The organism is Roseivirga sp. E12 (genome assembly GCF_017592825.1).
GTDB lineage: Bacteria > Bacteroidota > Bacteroidia > Cytophagales > Cyclobacteriaceae > Roseivirga.
Genome location: NZ_JAGFMD010000016.1, coordinates 1 through 19,854 on the forward strand (window position 1 = coordinate 1; position 19,854 = coordinate 19,854).

Sequence of the window (19,854 nt, forward strand, 5' to 3'; positions counted from 1 at the left end):
GTTAACTACAAATTAATAAACCTATTATTCATAGACCATCACCACATTGCGAAATTATAAACTGTCAGCAACTGAAGTATCGCTAACTGGTTAAATAACCCAATACACCATCAATGATTACTTTCTGTTGCTCAACATCCATTTCTGTATGAATAGGAAATGAAATGACTCGTGAACACAAGTCTTCTGTAACTGGGAAATCACCATTTCGGTATCCAAAATAAGTATATGCCTTTTGCAAGTGATTTGGCACTGGATAATATATCATGGATGGAATGTTTCTATCAGATAGAAAAGTACTCAACTCATTCCTATCCACATCATCAGCCAGCTTTATGGTATACTGATGGAAAACATGGGTTGAGAAGTGTGATCTAAAAGGGGTTGTAATTTTATCAGATTGGGAAAAAGCTAGATCATATCTATCCGCTACAGTTCTACGAGCTTCACTATAACTATCCAAATACTTCAACTTAACCTTGAGTACTGCGGCCTGAAGAGAGTCTAACCTTGAATTCACTCCAATTGAATCATGATAATATCTTTTGCCCTGACCATGATTTACAATCATTCTAATCTTAGCAGCTAGTTTGTCATCATTAGTAAAAATGGCACCACCATCTCCATAACAGCCCAAGTTTTTAGCTGGAAAAAAGGAAGTAGCCCCAGCATCACCAATCGTGCCCGCCCTAGCTGTCTCTCCATTTGTAAATATGTAATTTGCACCAATAGCCTGTGCAGTATCCTCAAATACCAAAAGGTCATGACTTTGGGCAACAGTTATTAACCGCTCCATGTCCGCACATTGTCCGTAAAGATGTACAGGCACAATGGCAACGCTATTCTTAGTGATTTTAGTCTGGAGATCCTCAATATCAATATTAAAGGAATCAGGATATACTTCTACAAACACAGGTTTCAACCCCAGAAGAGCAATTACTTCTACTGTGGCCACATAGGTATAGGATGGAACAAGAATTTCTGCGTCTTTTGGAAAATCATGAGCCATCATGATTACCTGCAAGGCATCTGTACCATTAGCACAGGGAATCACGTGTTTCACCCCCAGGTAATCCTCTAGGTTAGATTGAAATTCCCTAACTAAAGGCCCATTTATAAAGGCTGCAGAGTCTAGTACCCTATCAAATTCTATTCTAATTTCTTCCTTTATCTTGGCGTATTGACCTATCAGGTCAACCATTTGTATTTTCTCCATTCTATTACCTTGAAGTCTATATGATTTCGAATACTGTTAGATTATACTTTATAAAACTCTCTGTACCATTCCGTAAACTTCTTAATACCATATTCCAGAGAGGTAGATGGTTTGTAATCCAAGTTTTGAATTAAATCTTCAACATTGGCGTATGTAGAAGAAACATCACCTGGTTGCATGGGCATAAAATTCTTCTTAGCCTCTTTTCCCAAATACCTTTCTATTGTGGAAATGAAGTCCATGAGTTTGACCGGGGCATTGTTCCCTATATTATAAATTGTATATGGCGCTTTCGATGTGGCCGGGTCTGGTTCTCTTCCTGTCCAAGATTGGTTACCTTCCGGAGGGTTATCATTTACCCTTGTTACTCCTTCAACAATGTCATCGATGTAAGTAAAATCTCTCGACATTTCTCCATTGTTAAAGATATTTATGGCCTCATTCTTTAAAATACCCTCTGTAAATAAGAAAAGGGCCATATCAGGTCTCCCCCATGGGCCATATACTGTGAAGAACCTCAACCCCGTGGTGGGTAGTCCAAACAAATGGCTATAGGTATGTGCCATCAATTCATTGCTTTTCTTACTTGCGGCATACAAACTAATTGGGTGGTCTACATTATGATGTGTTGAAAAAGGCATGGTTTCATTCAATCCATATACGGACGAACTGCTAGCATATGACAGGTGTTTAATGTCATTATGTCGGCAAGCCTCTAAGAGGTTTACAAACCCTATGATGTTACTATCAATATAGGCTCTAGGATTCTCTAGACTATACCTGACTCCCGCCTGTGCAGCAAGGTTTACAACTTTGTCAAACTTTTCATCTTCGAAGAGCTTATTGAGGTTTTCGGAATCTTCTAGTTGAAGTTTAACAAAACGGTATTTTGGGTAATATTCACTTTGAACTAGTTTATTATATTCAATTGAGTCCTTAAGAATTCCAGTTTCCGATAAACGTCCATATTTGACACGTAGATCATAATAATCATTGATACTATCAAGGCCAACAACCTCATCTCCACGGTTCAAAAGTTTCTTAGCTAAGTGAAAGCCTATAAATCCAGCAGTACCCGTAATTAATATCTTTGCCATTATAATCTTGCCGTTATCTTATTTTTTGGTAAAACAGATTTGACGTCATAAATAACCGTCCCTTCCCTAGCTTCATCAACCAACCCTGATTTAAATTGATCGTGGGCCACTGCCAGCACGACACCGTCATAATCACTCATGTCTACTTCCGAAATGAGGTCAACATCGTATTCATGAGTAACTTCGGTTGGATTAGCCCAAGGGTCGTAGACATCAACATCAACATCGAATTCTCTCAATTCTTGAATGATATCTATTACTCTGGAATTCCTAATATCAGGACAATTCTCTTTAAAGGTAATACCCAGAACCAAAACTTTGGAGTTGTTAACAACTTTGCCCTTTTTCATCAGTAACTTAACAACTTGGCTAGCCACATATGGGCCAATAGAATTATTTAACCTCCTTCCAGCAAGTAATATTTGAGGGTAATAACCTACTTTTTGTGCTTTCTGAGCCAAATAATAAGGGTCCACTCCTATACAGTGTCCTCCAACAAGACCAGGTCTGAACGGAAGAAAGTTCCATTTAGTACCTGCGGCTTCTAGTACATCCACTGTATCAATATCCATCTTGTTAAAGATCATTGCCAGCTCATTGACAAACGCTATGTTAATATCTCTCTGAGAATTCTCTATTACTTTTGCAGCTTCGGCAACTTTTATGCTAGCCGCTTTGTATGTTCCAGCAGTAATAACAGTCTTATAAAGTTGGTCCACCCTTTCAGCTATTTCAGCTGTTGAACCAGAGGTGACTTTTAAAATCTTAGTAACTGTATGTTCTTTATCGCCAGGATTAATCCTTTCTGGAGAATAACCACAGTAAAAGCCTTCATTGTATTTTAAGCCACACCTTTGCTCCAGAATGGGAACACATTCCTCCTCCGTTGCTCCAGGGTAAACTGTAGATTCATATATTACAATATCCTCTTTATTCAATACGCCACCAACAGTCTCAGATGCTCTTATCAATGGGGTTAAATCAGGGTTTTGGTCGTCATCTATGGGAGTGGGGACAGTTACTATATATATATTACATCCTGAAATTTCTGAAAGCTCACTCGAATTAAATAAGCCCTTATCAGAATCTTTATCCCCTAAAACAGATTTTAGTAACTCATCTTCAATCTCTAAAGTACTGTCATGACCATCATTCAGCTCCTTAATTCTTGACTCATTGATGTCAAAGCCGACAACCTTATATTTTTCTGCAAAAGCCACAGCTAGTGGCAGTCCTACATAGCCTAAGCCTATAACTGCAATTTTATCTTGATTCATGTTTAATAATTATGCTGAGCGAAAGTAAAAATTTAATAAATTTTATTCGTGGTGTTTAGAAGCCTTTCATTTTGAATTGCTATAAAATTCCCAATTTCTTATTTATAGTCTACTGATCATTTTAAGGTAAAGTACGGAATACCAGGCCCAAGAAAGTTCACTCTAAAAATATTACTAATTGATAGATTAAGGCTAATTAGAAAGACAAATGATTTTCATAACTGCCTCAACTATTTAGTCAAACTAACTGGCACTTTATAGTATTGGATCCGAACTCTTGAAGTACAGCGTCATTCTTTTCTATTTCTAATAAGTTTAGCCGGTACCCCTCCCACTACCGTATAAGCTCGAACATCTTTGGTTACTACGCTGCCACTAGCCACGATGGCGCCTTGGCCAATAGTTACTCCGGCCAGAATAATGCAGTTAGCACCAATCCACACATCGTTCTTAATAACAATTGGTTTGCCCTCATGCCCGCTATAGAAAACCTTATCTCCATCTATTGGAATTTTGTGTTTTGAAGATAGAATTTGAGTACCATAGCCTATCAAAGTACGTGCTCCAATCTTTACTCCTCCTCTTGTCGTAATCAAAACTCTCCAAGCAAGATCTACATTATCTCCTAGCTCTATATTCTTAGCAGGACTGATTTTTACTCCTGGATAAAAAGTAACGAATCTCCCCACTTTAGACCCATGCAGTACTATAAAGAGTTTCTTAAATGGATTAAACAGAAGTTTATGTCTTGGCAGAGAAAACACTACAAAACTGACCGTTTCATATGAAGCGATCACAAAATCTCTAAGGAGTTGCTTAAGAGTCACAGACAATTTGATTAATAAATTCTAATTCAAGTTTCGTTTTATCTTCAATAGAGGGGTAAGATGTTACTATTTCATTGGCTAGTGCTATATAACTACAGATCAATTCCTCATTTTGAATCACTTGTTGTAGGCCACTTACTATGTCATTTGGGCTATCTCGATCGACATAGAAAGCGGCTTTCTTACAAATCTCTCTAGCCCAATCATGATCGGTAATGAAAAGAGGCACACCGTAGGTCCATGCCTCAATGATATTATTACTAAAACTCTCCAGTTTGCTAAGCAGCATTACCGAATTGGCCTTTAAATATAACTCCGAAACTTCTTCAGGTGGCACCTGACCTATAAGTGAGATCATCGAACTAACACCTAAGTTATCCATTTCTTCTTTAAACATCTCACTGTCAGGTGAACCATCAATTGCTACAGTGAGGGTAAAATGCACATTAAGCTGTCTGGCTTTCGCCTCCGCGGCTATTTTGGGAACAAGGTGAATGTTTTTATTTCTCTGCCAACCACATAGCATTAATACATTCCAAGAAGCCTCTTCTGAAATATTTAGTGCCCGAAATGACTTAACTTTAGTCTTATATATGGAAGGAGGAATATAGGTTGTTCGCTGTGACGGATAAGACCATAATTTATGCGCTCTTTTCTCCATCGCTGGGTTTTCAAAAATTAGCGCTGTGGCTTTTTTCAAGACAAAAGAACGGTAGACATCAACCAGGCTCTTTTTCAACCGAGCAAGTCCTTTGTATTCAACCCAAAAGTTAATTTCTGGGAAAAAAAGATTTGAATAAGCAACACCAGAAATTTGTTTAAACTCTTTCCCAAAAAGACTATAACCAAAAACAGTGTAAATAGCATCGGTTTCAATACGTCTCAACAGCCTTCTCCCCCAAAAAAGCTCAAAACTCAATCGTTTGAGCAAACCTGTAGGTACAACAGAATAATTCATTACACCGTGTTTCTTGAGCTCACTTTCTAGTACTGATCCATTGTTCACAAGAAAGTGAACTTTATGACCAAAAAAGTCATTCTCGACCATACTCAATATGAAGTTAAGCCCCACTCTCTGGCCTCCACCAGCCTTCAGTGGAATTAGGTTGACAACTAGCTTCATGACAAGATGGTCTTGACCATTTTGAGGTTGTCAGCTTTAATAGTCATCAGACGCTCCTGAACCTGGTCAAAATCCCGTGTTCCTGACAAGATTTCATCAATCTTCGTTTTCAAATTGAAGTAGTTTATATCATTACCTTCTAAAACCAAATCATTAATCTCTAATCCACTAAACACACCCCTCGACTTGGTCCCATGATACGAAATATTAATTGCAGGTGTACCGGCCACTGTCGCAAAAATAGTCGAATGCAGTCGTGTACCAACCATTAGGCTCAGCTGTCCATACAAATCCAGCAATTCATTGGCATCATAATCATTGTTTAACACTAACACATTTTCTTTAGTGGAAGTGTCTAACAGATCATAAACCTCTTTCCCTTTTTGAAAATCATCATCAATGGTAACATGAGGAACAATGACCACCTTTTTACCAAGCTCTTTGACCAAATACTCCATAGACTTCTTTAAAGTGTCTGAATAGTTATCGTCTATAACCTTATCAGAAAATCTCTTTATAGTAAAGCCAACATATCCTTCATAAGGCTTTGGCATTTCGATATTTCCAAGCTGAAGGCTGAAGGCCATATCGTTTCCAATAACAAAATTCTGTCCTTTTTGAATATATGGATAAGCCTCAAGGCAAGTTGTTTCTCGTATGACTACGTGATTACATTTATTCAATAGTCTATTAGTGAATTTACGACAGTAATTACCATACAGAGGTCCTAAAGACTGCCCCAATATACTCACTTCTTTACCTGCTTTGAAACACAACCAGAATGTCGACATAAGCCGGAAAAACCTCATTTGATTAATCAGGCCGCGTTCATTGCATATAAAACTGCCCCCTTTACTAATTACCAAATCCGCTTCTTCAATAATCCGGAATGACTCAGCACCGGATTTACCCAACAGCAGCTTTGGTGCCACCCTGAATAGTCCCGAATAAATTGATATCATCTTTGGAACGTCTTTTAATACCTTCCAAGCTAATCCGATTTTCCCCTTATTAGAAAAGACTCTACCTAGAACTGAAGGGTAAACTGTCTTTACATGACTCTTCAACAAGTGATGATCTGTAGAAAACTTAGGGTCGTTGATTTCAAAAGTAGAAATTGCATTTATTTCAAGATCCGGTTTGACCTCAGTTAGGGCATTGATCGTACCAAGAATGATACCCAAGTCTCCTTTGTTAAAATCAGAATAGCAATGGATTAGTGCTACTTTCATACAGTGTTATCTCGATTCAGTTCAAAAATAATGTAGCCCCAAACACCAAAAAAGGCGGGACTTGAAAAGGCCTGTACAAACACCATAGATGTTAGTACAAGAGAAAAGATAGCCAAAGCCTTCTTTCTCTTTTGTCGGATTAAATGCTTTAGTGTACCCACAATGAAAACTAAAAACAAAAGAAAAGACACTATTCCACCTTCCATCAGGATTTTTAAATAGTAGCTTTCAGAAGTTATCAGCCTTATCCCTTCTTGATTAGGTGCGGTACATCCTACACCATTTCCCGTAAACAACTTTAGCCGCGCTAAGTTTTCTGTATAGACATTCAAACGGTCCTGATTACTTTTGTCCTTTCCTAGAGAATTGAAATTCGAAATCCACCCTAGAGAACGATCAATAGAGGGAATTCCTGTCAGTTCTTGATTACTTAAGTTAGGAGGAAAAAGAACGAGAATAACAAGGAATAAACCCGAACCAAAAAGAGCAAGTCTACCAGCGATGGTCTTGTTTGATAAAAGTTTGAACAATACGTAGAGCATAAAAAGTACGGTAGAGCTTTTGTTACCAGAAAGCAGTGATGCTCCGAACAGAGTCAATACGACAAGGAAGGGAATGACTTTAGACCTAAATGTATTTCTGTTTTCTATTGTTATTACAGCATAAATAATGCTAAAAAGGCCAAAAACCTGACCACTATTAAGGACGGAGTATGTCCTTAAACCAATGCTTCCGTTCTCAACAACAGCAATCCACTTCTTTGACTCTGGAAGCCAACCGTACAAATCCGTGCTACCAAAAAACTGGACATAACCCAGAATACCAACAAACCAGGCCATCCAGATTTGCCATCTCATGAACTTTTCTAGATCAACCTCTTTCAAAAATGAACTGAAGAAGATGTAGAATGTAGGAATCCAAAGCAGAGACACCATAGATTTTATCCCGAGGCTCAAACCAGGGCTGCTTCCTGTAAACACTTGTATTGTAAAAAGTGCAACAACAAAGGTAGTATACAGTATAAAGAACAGTGATACGTTATTTATCCGAGTTTTGCCATAAAAGAAAGAGGTTATTGCCAAGTATGAACCGATAAGCCCGACAGCTAGATAGTAGAGATTAGGGAAAAATCGACTCAAGGGTACATTAAATATAATTAATGCCGTGAGTCCATTTAAAACCAATAAATGGGGATTCAACCTAATGCTAGTTTTCATCCATTGCAATGTTCACAATAGTGTCAAGGCTTTCATCCAGCGATTGAGCCGGTATAAGCCAGTCGCAAATCGACTGAGTATACAAATTTTCCAACCCTTGAGAATTGTTGAGGTATCTGGCTATGTACTCAACAACATTTGAGCCTGGCGGTACTTGAAGTGTGCTTCGTCCAGAGATCAAATACTTATTTATATGATGATTAGAGTAAAAAAGCTGAGAGTCTTGATAACCATCCGTCTCCCTTAAATCCAATTGTAGAACAGGAATTCCAGCTACAGCCGCATCCAGTCCAAAAGTTGTAAAACAGTTTATAACCAGTTTTGCAGGCAATACCTGACTAAATCTCTTAGCATTGTAGTCATCGTTCAAATAGTAATCAGCCGGATCCTGGGCCGCGTCTGTCATGTGGCCTTGTGATACATGGGAATATCTCTTAAGAAATTCATCAAATTCTCTAATATCTCCATGAGGCCTCGGTTTGATAAGTAAATCCCAACCTGCCTTTTCCGTGGCCTTACACAAGTCGGCTATGAGTCTTCTTTCAATTTCAACTATCTGAGGAACACTGAAAACTCGTGTACTAGCAACCGCATATACACAAAGTGGCTTATCTCGTTCATCATTTCTTTTAGCCCAGACATTTTGTTTTTTAATGGTTTCAATCGCATACCTGAGCTTCAAGGGATATACGGCTTCAACATTTTCATCGTATTGATTCTGAATCCAGTCTTCTTTAAGCTCATTGTTCCAGACGATGACCTTATCACTTTTATACCCATTGGGTACTTTTACAGGATGGTCCCAGCTTTCCATCAAAGTGACCACCCTCATGTCTTTAGCACAAATTAACTCAGGGCTGGCGTTCAAGCTTCCTACCATGACAGTCTTCGTTCGGAAAGGATTGCTGGAGATAAGACCAGTACAGAAATGAAGTAGGGAGTTAATTCTTTTGTTCGCCACTTTTGGGCTGAACTTAGAAATGGCATAGAGAAACTTCTTTTTTCCATGGGCTTTGACAGTAACCTGATTAATGCGCTTTGCATATTGAAATGAATAGTCACGTCTGGTAAATAATATCCCAAGTGTACGATGTAAAGCCTGATGAATTCTGTAACTCTTCTTTATTGCCGGTAAGTCTACAAATTCAATTCCCTTGAGGTCTTTCGATTGCTCGGTAATAAATTGTCTGATTTCAGCATTGCAAGCCAAATGAACCTTAACTCCTCTTTTTACAAATTGTCCGATCACCAGCTCGAATAAATAATAGTAGATACGAAAATCTATTACAATCGTGATTTCCTTATTTTCCTTCATGCAATAGTTTGAATTGAAAGTAATAGAGTCTTAACAAAAAAATTGCTACAGCACTTATCAAAGTAGCAAGGGCAATACCAAATATGGAATAGTTCACTACCAATAAAATTGTAAAAGCCAATTTAATAAGGCCTCCCGACAAACCGATTTTTCCAGTCACTTCAGGTCGGCCGATACCCGTGAAGAAAACCTGAAATGTCGAGGAAGAACCGATGAAAAATGCGGCCAAAAGTAAGAGCGTATAAGCTTCTATAGATGCCGCGAACTCCGCCCCATATATTAACGGTATTAAATAAGGACCTACAAATATGCCCACAACTACAACCACACCCATTATCAACAACATGTATTTAAACACCTTGTTGTTTAAAGATCTGGACTGCTTCGTTCCTTTCTCACTAAAAGTACCTAGAAGCAGCCCGTTAATAGATAATGGTAGGCTCATAAGCGCCTGGTAGAAAAACTTTGCCACAGAATAGTATCCAAGAGTTTCCAAATCGATATATGTAGCTATAACGAAATAATCTATCCTCGAAAATAATGCGTTCCCTACTGTAGCAATATGGCTCTTCAAACCAAAAAAAAAGAACGGCTTCCATCTTACCTTAGGAGGGCCATTTTGATTCTTTAAGTCTACCAGTTTCAGTACGTAGAAGCAGGATACGGCAAAATCTGTGATCAACAAGGAAATAAGGGGAGCATAAATTGACTCAAAAATAAATTCGGACAATAGTATTGTCAATATCAACGAGCCTAGGGAAGTTGCGATCAGTATTGATCTGTGATTTTTTAAATCATGAATACCCAGATAGTATGCTTTTAACAAAAGGAGTATGAGCAATATTGGGAAATAACTCATAACCATTAGAATTGAGCCCCAGTTGAAATTTACTCCTTCAAATAAAAGCCCCCATACTTGCTCACGAAGGATCAAAAATAACAAGGCTATCAACGCCATAGCCGCTATGCAAAGTGTCAGAATACGTTTAATAGCCTGGGATATACTAAGGTCACCCTTTTTTATAAAGTAAACAGAAGAATTCGTTTGTCCCAGGGCAAGAATTGATGCTAAAAAACCGGCTCCAGCTACAAACAGTGCAATAAACCCTTTACCATCTGCACCAAATTTTCTTACCACATATACACCTGTAACGAAGTGTAAAATATTGTATATCCAGTTGCTACTGAACACTCCTAGACCTTTTTTCAGAAGACTCATTTGTGATCCGGTGCTTTGCTATTAGAATTCATCTATTGGTTTAAAGTCTGAATCATACGCAAGAAACGTTCAGTGATAAAAACTTCTGTTCTTTCCATCGATGTGAAAGAAGCTCCCCCAATATGTGGTGTATAAATAAAGTTTTGTTTCTCATCAATCCCTTTAAACTTATCTGCGTTTTCAAGATTGGTTTCATTCTGAATAACATCCAAAGCTATTCCTGCAAAATGCCCCCTCTTAATTTTTTGGATTAAATAATCTTCTTCTACAAGTTCCCCCCTGGAAGTATTTATAAAGTACTTACCTTCCATTGCATCTATCAATTCTTTAGAAATCAATATCTCTTTGTCAACTTCATAAGAAGCACAAAGTACGATGACATTGCATTGGTCAATTAGTTGTTCAGGACTTGATAATCTTATCGCACCATGTTTTTCTTCTTTTTCCTGTACATCATAGAAATAGCATTGAGCCCCTAATGGCTTCAGGTAACTAGATAAAAGTTGCCCGATGCGGCCATACCCAATAATTCCAATTCGATTGTCATATACTTCGAATCCTTTTAAGTCATCACGGCTCTCAAGACTAAGGTGATTTGAGAATGCTCTTTGATAGTTTCTCAACAAAGAAAGTATAAGCCCAAGTGTATGCTCTGAAGTTGCTCGAATGTCTTTGAGAAATTTAACCTCATCCTTCAGACAAATTATTTCAATTCCTCTTTGCTTGGCAAAAGGTAAATCAATATGATTCAAACCTGTAGTAGGAGAACAGATAAACTCAAGTCTTTTTGCCTGTGAAAGTAATTCTTGGTTAAGCATGTACTTTAATCTAACAAACAAGATCTGTTTGTTAGATATAAATTGCTCGACAGTCATACTTCCAGGTTTGTAGAAGCTAACCAGACCTACCTCTTCCAGTTGGGAAATGGCCAATTGAGAAAACCCGCTTGCCTCTAATATTCCAATTTCTAGCATGTGTGAATCAAAAAATCAACCTCTTGAAGCAATTATCGACTTCAATAGTTTTAAATCTTCCAATGTATCAATATTAACAGACTCATTTTTAGGCATTTCAACAAAAGCAGGATAGTCAGATATAACTAACCTTTCTCTTTCTAAGTATTCTACCGAAGTAATATAAAGAGATCCGTTTCTTATTAATATGCTACCATGATCCTGACGCCTCACCCCTTTGTTGTGGCTAGAGTTTAGAGGTAATAGCAATTTTCTCTTATCATCACCAATGCGATACATCACAAGATCATTAATGTATTCTTCCCTATAACAGCTAATTAGGGACTCACTTCCTCCAATGCGAAAGCGTGTTATGGCTGATTGCATTACTTCAAATGACCTCAGTGGAGATGTGGGCTGAAGAAGCAATATGGCTTTGAAATACTCCTCTTTTTCTTTGTAGAATTCTATTGCGTGTAAAATAGCGTCAACAGATTTAGAAGTGTCTGTTGCCAAGCTCTTTGGACGCATGAAAGGAACTTCAGCACCAAGCTCTTCACTGACTTTGCCTATTTTCTTTGAATCGGTTGAAACAATCACCCGCTTGACAAGACCAGCATTCTTCAATTCCATAGCCGATTCTATAGAGTAGCCGATAAGCGGCTTTCCATGAACATTGGCTAGATTCTTTTCCTTGATGCCCTTAGAACCACCTCTTGCTGGTATTATACATAATATATCATTCATGGTTTATCAACTCCTGGCTTTCGCTTATTCTCAAAAAAATCTCTGCACTCATAAGAGTGTGTAGTATACCAAGATTAGATCGTTCATGCCGCTGATGCTCATTTATAAGTCTGTCAACTTCTTTAGGATTTATCAATGTCTCTCTAATAATGGACTTATCAGATTGTAGGAGGTCTGATGTGGCTGCCATCCATTTCTTGTTGAATCTCATCCACTCATCCACATTGGTATAGTATTTTTTGTATTCTAAGTAGTTTCTTCCTTTTGACTTGAGCGCAATTTGCCTATATAGTTCTTCCCTTTGCCCATCCAATCTTTGAGCATCTTTCCAGAATTGAAAAGGAATTTTAGGTGGCAGACCCGTTCTTTGATAAGGCACTTCACACAAGTCCGGGCAAAGCTTATTAATGAAAGGAAAAAATACTTTATAGCTCGCTCTATCTCTCAAGTCTAAAGAGAGAATATATTCCATGAGATGTCTGTCATACATTGGGGAAAGAGTTTCCTGCTGTTGTCTAATGCCTCTGTAACGTTGTAGAATTACTCTATTCATACTCTGACTCATGATCATCTTATCATAAGACTCCGCGTAATCCCCTTCTACAGTTCCATCAATTAGCTCATTAAAGTAAGTTTCTATATCAAGCTCGAAAGCAGAGTCATCTTTGATCAAGTTTTCTAATCTTGCTTGAGGCAACCGTAGATTCTCTACCATTAGAAAATTCTTGAACTCCCCTTGAGAATTAACCTTCATCAAGTCCTCATTCAAATATATTCCGCCAAGAGTTACATCTAGGTCAAGACCATGGAGCAGGTAAGAAGAGTCTTTCAATGCCTTTGTAAAAGGAGACCAAAGACCTTGTATCAGTAAATCAATATCTTCGTGTCTTAAATACTCCAGGGATTCGGTCTCAAAAGCTTGTTCAGGCGATAAATGAAACGGATGGTAGCTAAGTCCAAGTTTACCGGCCACCTCTGAAGCAAAACGAATTTCATCACAACCATGAATACCCATTGTAACCCCTTTGAGCATAGGGAGTTTATTAGGAGATACAGCGCCAATCATAGATCTACTGTCAAGGCCGCCTGTTAACGTCAGCGATATATTACTCTCTAAGATCCTGCTGTTGACAGATTCCTTGTATAAATCTACTAATGAACCAATATTTAATCTTGATTTTGAACTCGCATGTTCATATCGCCAATATCTTGAAAGTATAACTTTCTCAGAGCTTACTTCCATTTCCGTGCTTGGTTCAATGGCCAAGCACCCCTCCCATATTGTCTCTCTTTTATATCGAAATTTTCGTGTAATCAAAAAAACGAAAAGAGCGTTATGATTAATTTTCTTTTCTCTTTTAGCTAATTCTAATACTAGGCCTGGTGAGGGAGCAATAGCAAAATCATCCTCATCATTAAGAACACAGTGTTGCCGCTGCCCCATAAAGTCATTTATGAAAAAGAGTCTACCCTTTATTCTCAATGAAACAAAAAATTCTCCATTTAATTGATGTAAGTATTTAACTCCGTTTTCTCTTACCAAAATCAATAACTCTCTAGCTGTTAATCTTTTTCTATGAACATCAAAAGCAAAACCATCCATCAAAAGCCAATCCTCTTCTAACTCGGAATGAGCATAGGACTGTTTGTCATGTGGGAAAACAACACCAACGGTAAATTCACTTGACCTCAAGGAAAAAAAGTCAAAACCATTTGACGAGTTTTCCCTTAAAAAATCAAGGCTCAAACCCAACTTGCTACTACAGTAAATACCTAGCACTACTAGTATGTTAGTGTCTTGTGTGACCTTAATTCAACTGTTGCCAAAATCTCAGCAATTCTTCTGCCCGATTGCCCATCTCCGTAAAGATTGCTAGGGTTATATGGCCCGTGACTTATCTGTTCATTAATAGCTTTCGCAATCTCAGTCCTATCATACCATACGTCCATAACGTTTTCAGCACGATCTCGAGATTCTTGCCTTTTTCCGATGTTCACAACCGGTACGCCAAGAAAAGCTGATTCTCTGATCCCTGCACTTGAATTTCCAACCATACACTTAGCGTTCTTAATAAGGTTAAGAAAGTCAACCGAGCCCATATTTTTAAAAAAATGAACTTTCATTGACCGATGGGCTTCTCTAAAAGATCTGATTCCTTTTGAGGTACCATCAGTTCCTGCATCTGAATTGGGCCAAAACCAAAAAGTGGGTTTATGAATTTCTTTTACTGCATGAAGAGTTTCTTCAATTTGCTCTCTGGAATTCCTGTATTCGGTAGTCTCAGGATGTTGCATTACAACGATATAACCGTTTTCATAGTCGAAGGTCTTACCCACTCCTGAATATTTCATGAACGGATCAAAGTTCAGGTAACTACTCTTAGTCAATTCCATAGCAATATCTATAGATGGGCAGCCGGTGTTAAATACATATTCAGCATCTTCTCCCATCTTCAATATACGCTCCATTGCTTGACTCGAAGCTGCAAAATGGATATCAGCCAATTTTGTGTTGGCATGTCTGACCTTCTCATCTATGTTGCCCGTTACCTCCCCGCCCTGAATATGTACCAGTGGAATATTCAAATAACTACTGGCAATTGATGTAGCGATGGTTTCATAACGATCGGCAATGGTAATTACTGCATCTGGTTTTAGATTCAGAAAGACAGTTGATAGCTCAAGAATTGCCATTCCAGTAGTTTTAGCCATCGCAGTGGGATTTCCGCCTTCCAAAACATTGTAAACCCTTTCGGTAATTGTGAAACCATCCTTTTCGATGAAATCATCGGTTTTCCCATACTTGTCTAGAATTGCCGTACCCGAAACGACTAACTGTAGCTCAAGGTCGGCATGTCTTTCTATTTCAAGCAAAACTGACCTAATCCTACTATAGGATGGTCTTGCCGTTACAACAACACAGATATTCCTTTTTTTCACCTCTATTAGTTTAATCTATTAAAAAATCCCACTTCAGGAAATCCCACTGAGCCAAATTTCTATTGACTTTTTTCCCTATCACATTTTTGTAAGCCCTAGCCGGTATTCCCATGCCTGCTGGCTTTTTAGTTTCTAAGTATTCCCTGCGAATAAGATCACCCTCTTTTAAACTTACATTTACAGAAAGGGATTTTTCGAAAATATTTTTTAACTCTTGAATACCATCAGATGAGCCTTTCTCTTCTAAAGGGTGGTTTAAGGCAATCTCAACTTCCTTTAACCCACGCACTAATTGAGCTGTCTGATCAACTGTCAAAGATGCTTTCGCATCAGGACCAAACATATGCTTATCAAAGGTGATATGAAATTCAAAGATTTCAGCGCCCCAATTGGCGGCTGAAATACAGGCAAAAACATCCCCAGAATGATCTGAGAAGCCAATTGGGTGTCCATACCTTTCTTTTAATACATGAATTTGATTGAGTGCCCACTGCTCGGGTTTGGTAGGGTAAGCTGTAGTACATTGTAAAATGGCCAGTTCGTTACCATAATTCTCTATTAGCTTTACAGCTTCATCCAACTCTTTTAAATTACTCAATCCAGATGAGATTATTATCGGCTTCCCCGTCTCACATATTCTTTCTAGCAACAATAGATTAGAAACTTCACCCGACCCTAACTTATATTTTTGAACCCCTGCCATCTCCAACACATCCACGGCTTTTAGGCTAAACGGTGATGAAATAAATTCAAGACCACAGTCCAGGCAATGGCGACCTATTTCAACCCATTGTTCAGTAGTAAACTCCATCCTTTTCCAATAGTCATACCTCGTCCGGTCCTCATAAGAGAACTTAACTCGAAAGGGCTCATGGATCGAACTTTCGGCCTCAGCTATATGTGTCTGAAATTTAATGGCTTTGACACCAACGTTGGCCACAGCGTCAATATAAGAATGAAGAATACCCAGACTACCATCGTGTGCTTGGCCTATTTCTGCTATCAATAAAAAATCTGACATGTTAATTGAGGACGTCTAATTGAGAAGTTGAGTAACCTGAGATTGTAGGTATAGCTACCATTTCTCTTTAAGAGTTTGGATGAAACTCTTTAGGAACACCCAGAATATACCAGCCATGGCTCCAAAAAATGACCATACTACCAAAATGTAAAGTCTCTTCGGTTTATGCTTTTGGAGAGGTACACTTACAGGCTCAAGAACTGAAAACACAGGCGTATTCTCTTTAACTTTTATCTCTGCTGTTTCCACTTGTTGAGCAAGTTCCGAGTATACACCGAAGATAAGATCATGCTGAGATTGAAGCCTATCAATCTTTGTTTTTGCTACTGCAGAAGCAAAATTCATGTTTCCATCTCTGAATTGGGCCAACTCTTCTTGTATAACATTGAACTCAGCCGATTTCTCAGTGTAGCGTTGCTTAATAAAATCAAGTTGGTCCTTAGCCTTGCTAATCTTAAAATCAGTAACAGCCTGTTGCAGTAGTTTCTGAGCATGTCTAGTTAATTCAGCAGCAGCCTCCGGACTTGGCATGGTACCTAAAAGACTAACAAAACCATCCTCCTCGTTTACCACAATTATCAATTGTTTAGTCATTTTATCCATCAACTCTTTTTCATCTGGAGTCAATCGAATCAGTTGATCTTTCCAGAAAGAATCAGTGGCCAATTCTACATGTCTCCCCTCTTTGTGACTTAGCCCTAATTTTTCCTTTTTATCACCTTTGATGGCATTCAAAATCAACCCAGGTAATCCCAAAGTATACTTTTTCACATTATCCAAGACTCCAGGCTTCTGTAACTCCAAATAATATTTCTTAAAAGATACAGTAGAATCTAAACCCTCAAATGGTAATTGAGCTTCAAGCATCTTATATCGAAATGGTCTACTTTTAATTATAAGTGGATAAGCAGAAATAGGAAGGCTTTCACCACTAGAGCTCCCCAAATTAATTCCCGCCAAAGAGGCAATCCCTCCTAAGTTACCTCCTAAACCCCCGTCTTTGTTAGATTGAGGTAATAGAATGGTCGATGCTTGAAATTCTTTTGGACTTGTTAAGGCCACAAAAAGACCAACACAAGAAAAAACAATCAGAACCTTAATTACAAAGACTCTCTTATCCAACACTACCTTCAAAATATCAAGTAGATCTATTTCTTTGCTCTTATCCATAATAAAGTATTAACCCTTCAAAGTATCAATTACTAAGTCTGTCTATAACTAGGGCCAATGTTGCTACAGAACCAGCTGCTGCAACGATCGACTGCATGTTTATACCTACCCTATCAGGCTTTCTACTTACAAAAATGGTCGATCCTGGCTCTACTTTTGGATAAAACTTAAAGAAAAGAAATCTGCGCGTCTGTCTTCTTCGTCCATTGGGGTATTGGACATAGCTTCTTCCCTTTTTTGCCTTGACGGTAAATCCACCAGCATCGTTGATATAATCCTTAAACGAAAACTGATCATCATACCTCAAGTTAAGAGGAGAAATAACCTCTCCAGCTATTCTGACAGTTTCCAGCTTAGTAGGAACAGAAATCACATCACCAGCCCTCAGAATATAGTCATATCTAGAACCAGGGTTCTTTAAAATTTCTACCAAGTCCAAAACAGTAGCCTCTTGCTCACCTACCTTAACCACGCGACTTAAAGAATCTCTGTCCGAAAGGCTTTCGGTCAGTTCCTTTTGGAGCTTATTTGCCACACCGATAGAATCTTCCCCTTTTCGTTTGTTCTCATGGGCAATTTTACTTTCAACACGTGCTATCAAGTCAACTCTGGCTTTATTTAAGGCAAGAGTTGAATCAGTAGTAAGTTTTTCCAAAAGTTCTGAGAGTTTTCTTGTATCCAAACCCTTGTCAACCTCATCACTACTAAACTCATTCTTCCTAATGAGTATGGCACCTTCAGGATAGGCGTATGGTGTCAAACCATTTGCCCTCTTAATTATGTCCGAGATACGCTCATCTTTGCGACTAATACCATAAACCCCTGGGTTAACCACCTCTCCCTCAAGCTTCAGTTCTTGTTGAACATGGTAAGAAGGGTTAGTACGAATATAAACATGATCAAAAGGCTTTAATTTCGCCTGATCATCGACTTCGGAAACACCAAGACCTTTATTTAGGCTTACGTTAATAACTTCTGATAGACTACTTATGCCTGTTCTCTTATTTCTCCTAACAATCTCTGCCAAAGAACTGGATGCTCCTTCAGTTAATCCACCTGACAATAGAATTAGGTCTTCAACTGTCATATCCTTAAGGAATGGATAGGTACCTGGGTAAGCAACTTCACCAATTACATCAACGAAAAACTGCTCTTTCAAATCATGAATCGAGTTTATTGATACAATGTCTTCATTTTGCAAGTCGATGTCAGGAATTTCTTTATTTAAAAGAGCCTTGAGGTCAAATGTTAAAACAGACTGAGAAAAGTCTGGATTCATACGGTGTACAGAAGCTCGGTTTAAGAAAGCGTCACCTTTCAACCCTCCAGATTTTTTGATTAATTCAAGCACAGTCAACCCTTGTGTGAGTTCATAAGCATCTGCCAAATGAACAGCACCCTCTATTTGTACTCTATTAGAAAACAAATTGTCACCAGACCGCACCTCAATTCTATCTCCATCCTTAAGTTTGAAAGTTAAGAACTGAGAGTTATCCACATTAATTACGCTCTTTCCATTCTCATCATTGCGCATTAGCTTTATAAAAGGTTTATAGGCATTACTGGTAAAACCACCTACGAACTCCATTAAATCGCCCAATGTCTCCTCTTCTTTCATTTCATAGATACCGGGTCTCTTTATTTCTCCTTCAACCTCAACCCTCGATCCGTATAAATCTACCACAATTACATCCCCATCATTTAGCAATTCATCATTGGGTCTTATTCCTTTCAATAAGAAGTCATAAACATCAATCTGTGTCTTCAAAACATTATTTCTCATTAGTTTAATATTTCGTAGACCGCCTTCTTCTGTCGTGCCGCCAGAAGAATACAAAGCTGTAAATACGGTGGATAAAGAATTCAATGAGTAATTTCCTGGTAGATCAACCTCGCCAACAATAGTGATATTGATTGTTCGGATATTACCCAAACTGATTTGGTGAAAAATGCTCTGTTTTTCTCCATTCTGTGGAACCAGAGCTGAGTAAATTTGACTCAATCGATTAACTATTTTCTTTTTTGCTTGATCTATAGTGAGCCCATTTACGTTCACCGGACTTAAGTCATCTAATCTTATTGTACCCTCAGGGCTTATTCTGTATGTGGAATACTGCTGTACATCTCCCCACAAGTCTACAATCAACTCATCTCCTGGCGCGAGAATGTAATTTGAAGGGGTAGGTATATTCAAATTAGGAGTGAACGTAAGTCTTTCACTTTTAAACAATCCCAAACCAAAAATTTTATTCCCCTCTTCGGAAAGTCTTGATGAATTATCTCTAGAAAAAAAGTCAAAACCCTCTTCTCCTGGAATCACTTGAGACAGGTTAACTCCTCTTTCCCCCTTTGGATCAATTCTCGAGTTTACCATCCCATTTCTCAATGAAGAGATTCTCCTTCTGAGTTTTGAGATTTCACTTTCCGAAACTCCCTGCTGTCTCGCTAAGTCCTCCAGTTGTGATTGGGTCAAACCTCGCTCTTCGGCCTGACGAATATA

Annotated in this window: 15 protein-coding genes and 1 pseudogene; all 16 read right to left on the reverse strand. The window is 38.3% G+C overall.

Annotation, left to right across the window (positions count from 1 at the left end; genetic code table 11):
- Nucleotides 1-82: 82 nt before the first annotated feature.
- A complete protein-coding gene (locus J4E76_RS20595; protein WP_208506693.1) occupies nt 83-1,216 on the reverse strand; it encodes a DegT/DnrJ/EryC1/StrS aminotransferase family protein in 1,134 nt (377 codons plus the stop codon).
- A 41-nt stretch (nt 1,217-1,257) separates the two neighbouring features.
- The gene (locus tag J4E76_RS20600; RefSeq protein ID WP_236017567.1) at nt 1,258-2,313 is read right to left on the reverse strand and encodes an NAD-dependent epimerase; all 1,056 of its coding nucleotides are present in this window, start codon (nt 2,311-2,313) and stop codon (nt 1,258-1,260) included.
- The gene (locus J4E76_RS20605; protein WP_208506694.1) at nt 2,313-3,590 is read right to left on the reverse strand and encodes a nucleotide sugar dehydrogenase; all 1,278 of its coding nucleotides are present in this window, start codon (nt 3,588-3,590) and stop codon (nt 2,313-2,315) included. The genes J4E76_RS20600 and J4E76_RS20605 overlap by 1 nt, the downstream gene beginning before the upstream one ends.
- Nucleotides 3,591-3,880: 290 nt before the next feature.
- A pseudogene (locus tag J4E76_RS21250) lies at nt 3,881-4,048 on the reverse strand (DapH/DapD/GlmU-related protein); the annotation flags it as partial.
- A gap of 358 nt (nt 4,049-4,406) precedes the next feature.
- Nucleotides 4,407-5,540, reverse strand: a complete 1,134-nt coding sequence (locus tag J4E76_RS20615; RefSeq protein ID WP_208506695.1) for a glycosyltransferase family 4 protein — start codon at nt 5,538-5,540, stop codon at nt 4,407-4,409.
- Nucleotides 5,537-6,772 carry a polysaccharide pyruvyl transferase family protein gene (locus J4E76_RS20620; protein ID WP_208506696.1) on the reverse strand — a complete coding sequence of 412 codons (1,236 nt, stop codon included), beginning with the start codon at nt 6,770-6,772 and terminating at the stop codon, nt 5,537-5,539. Before J4E76_RS20620 ends, J4E76_RS20615 begins: the two co-directional genes overlap by 4 nt.
- A complete protein-coding gene (locus J4E76_RS20625) occupies nt 6,769-7,989 on the reverse strand; it encodes a hypothetical protein (RefSeq protein WP_208506697.1) in 1,221 nt (406 codons plus the stop codon). Before J4E76_RS20625 ends, J4E76_RS20620 begins: the two co-directional genes overlap by 4 nt.
- Nucleotides 7,979-9,304, reverse strand: a complete 1,326-nt coding sequence (locus tag J4E76_RS20630) for a hypothetical protein (RefSeq protein WP_208506698.1) — start codon at nt 9,302-9,304, stop codon at nt 7,979-7,981. Before J4E76_RS20630 ends, J4E76_RS20625 begins: the two co-directional genes overlap by 11 nt.
- Entirely contained in the window at nt 9,291-10,523 is a 1,233-nt protein-coding gene (locus J4E76_RS20635; protein ID WP_208506699.1) for an oligosaccharide flippase family protein, read from the reverse strand. Before J4E76_RS20635 ends, J4E76_RS20630 begins: the two co-directional genes overlap by 14 nt.
- A gap of 32 nt (nt 10,524-10,555) precedes the next feature.
- Nucleotides 10,556-11,497: an NAD(P)-dependent oxidoreductase gene (locus tag J4E76_RS20640; RefSeq protein WP_255552130.1), complete on the reverse strand. Its 942-nt coding sequence runs from the start codon at nt 11,495-11,497 to the stop codon at nt 10,556-10,558.
- A 15-nt stretch (nt 11,498-11,512) separates the two neighbouring features.
- Entirely contained in the window at nt 11,513-12,223 is a 711-nt protein-coding gene (locus J4E76_RS20645; RefSeq protein ID WP_208506701.1) for a cytidylyltransferase domain-containing protein, read from the reverse strand.
- Nucleotides 12,216-13,916 carry an asparagine synthase-related protein gene (locus tag J4E76_RS20650; RefSeq protein WP_208506702.1) on the reverse strand — a complete coding sequence of 567 codons (1,701 nt, stop codon included), beginning with the start codon at nt 13,914-13,916 and terminating at the stop codon, nt 12,216-12,218. Before J4E76_RS20650 ends, J4E76_RS20645 begins: the two co-directional genes overlap by 8 nt.
- A gap of 89 nt (nt 13,917-14,005) precedes the next feature.
- Complete coding sequence (gene neuC, locus J4E76_RS20655) at nt 14,006-15,163, reverse strand: UDP-N-acetylglucosamine 2-epimerase (protein WP_208506703.1); 1,158 nt, start codon at nt 15,161-15,163, stop codon at nt 14,006-14,008.
- A gap of 10 nt (nt 15,164-15,173) precedes the next feature.
- Complete coding sequence (locus J4E76_RS20660) at nt 15,174-16,184, reverse strand: N-acetylneuraminate synthase family protein (RefSeq protein WP_208506704.1); 1,011 nt, start codon at nt 16,182-16,184, stop codon at nt 15,174-15,176.
- 54 nt (nt 16,185-16,238) lie between these two features.
- Nucleotides 16,239-17,354 carry a Wzz/FepE/Etk N-terminal domain-containing protein gene (locus J4E76_RS20665; RefSeq protein ID WP_208506705.1) on the reverse strand — a complete coding sequence of 372 codons (1,116 nt, stop codon included), beginning with the start codon at nt 17,352-17,354 and terminating at the stop codon, nt 16,239-16,241.
- A gap of 25 nt (nt 17,355-17,379) precedes the next feature.
- Nucleotides 17,380-19,854: SLBB domain-containing protein (locus J4E76_RS20670; RefSeq protein WP_208506706.1), on the reverse strand; the 2,475-nt coding region annotated here is incomplete at its 5' end.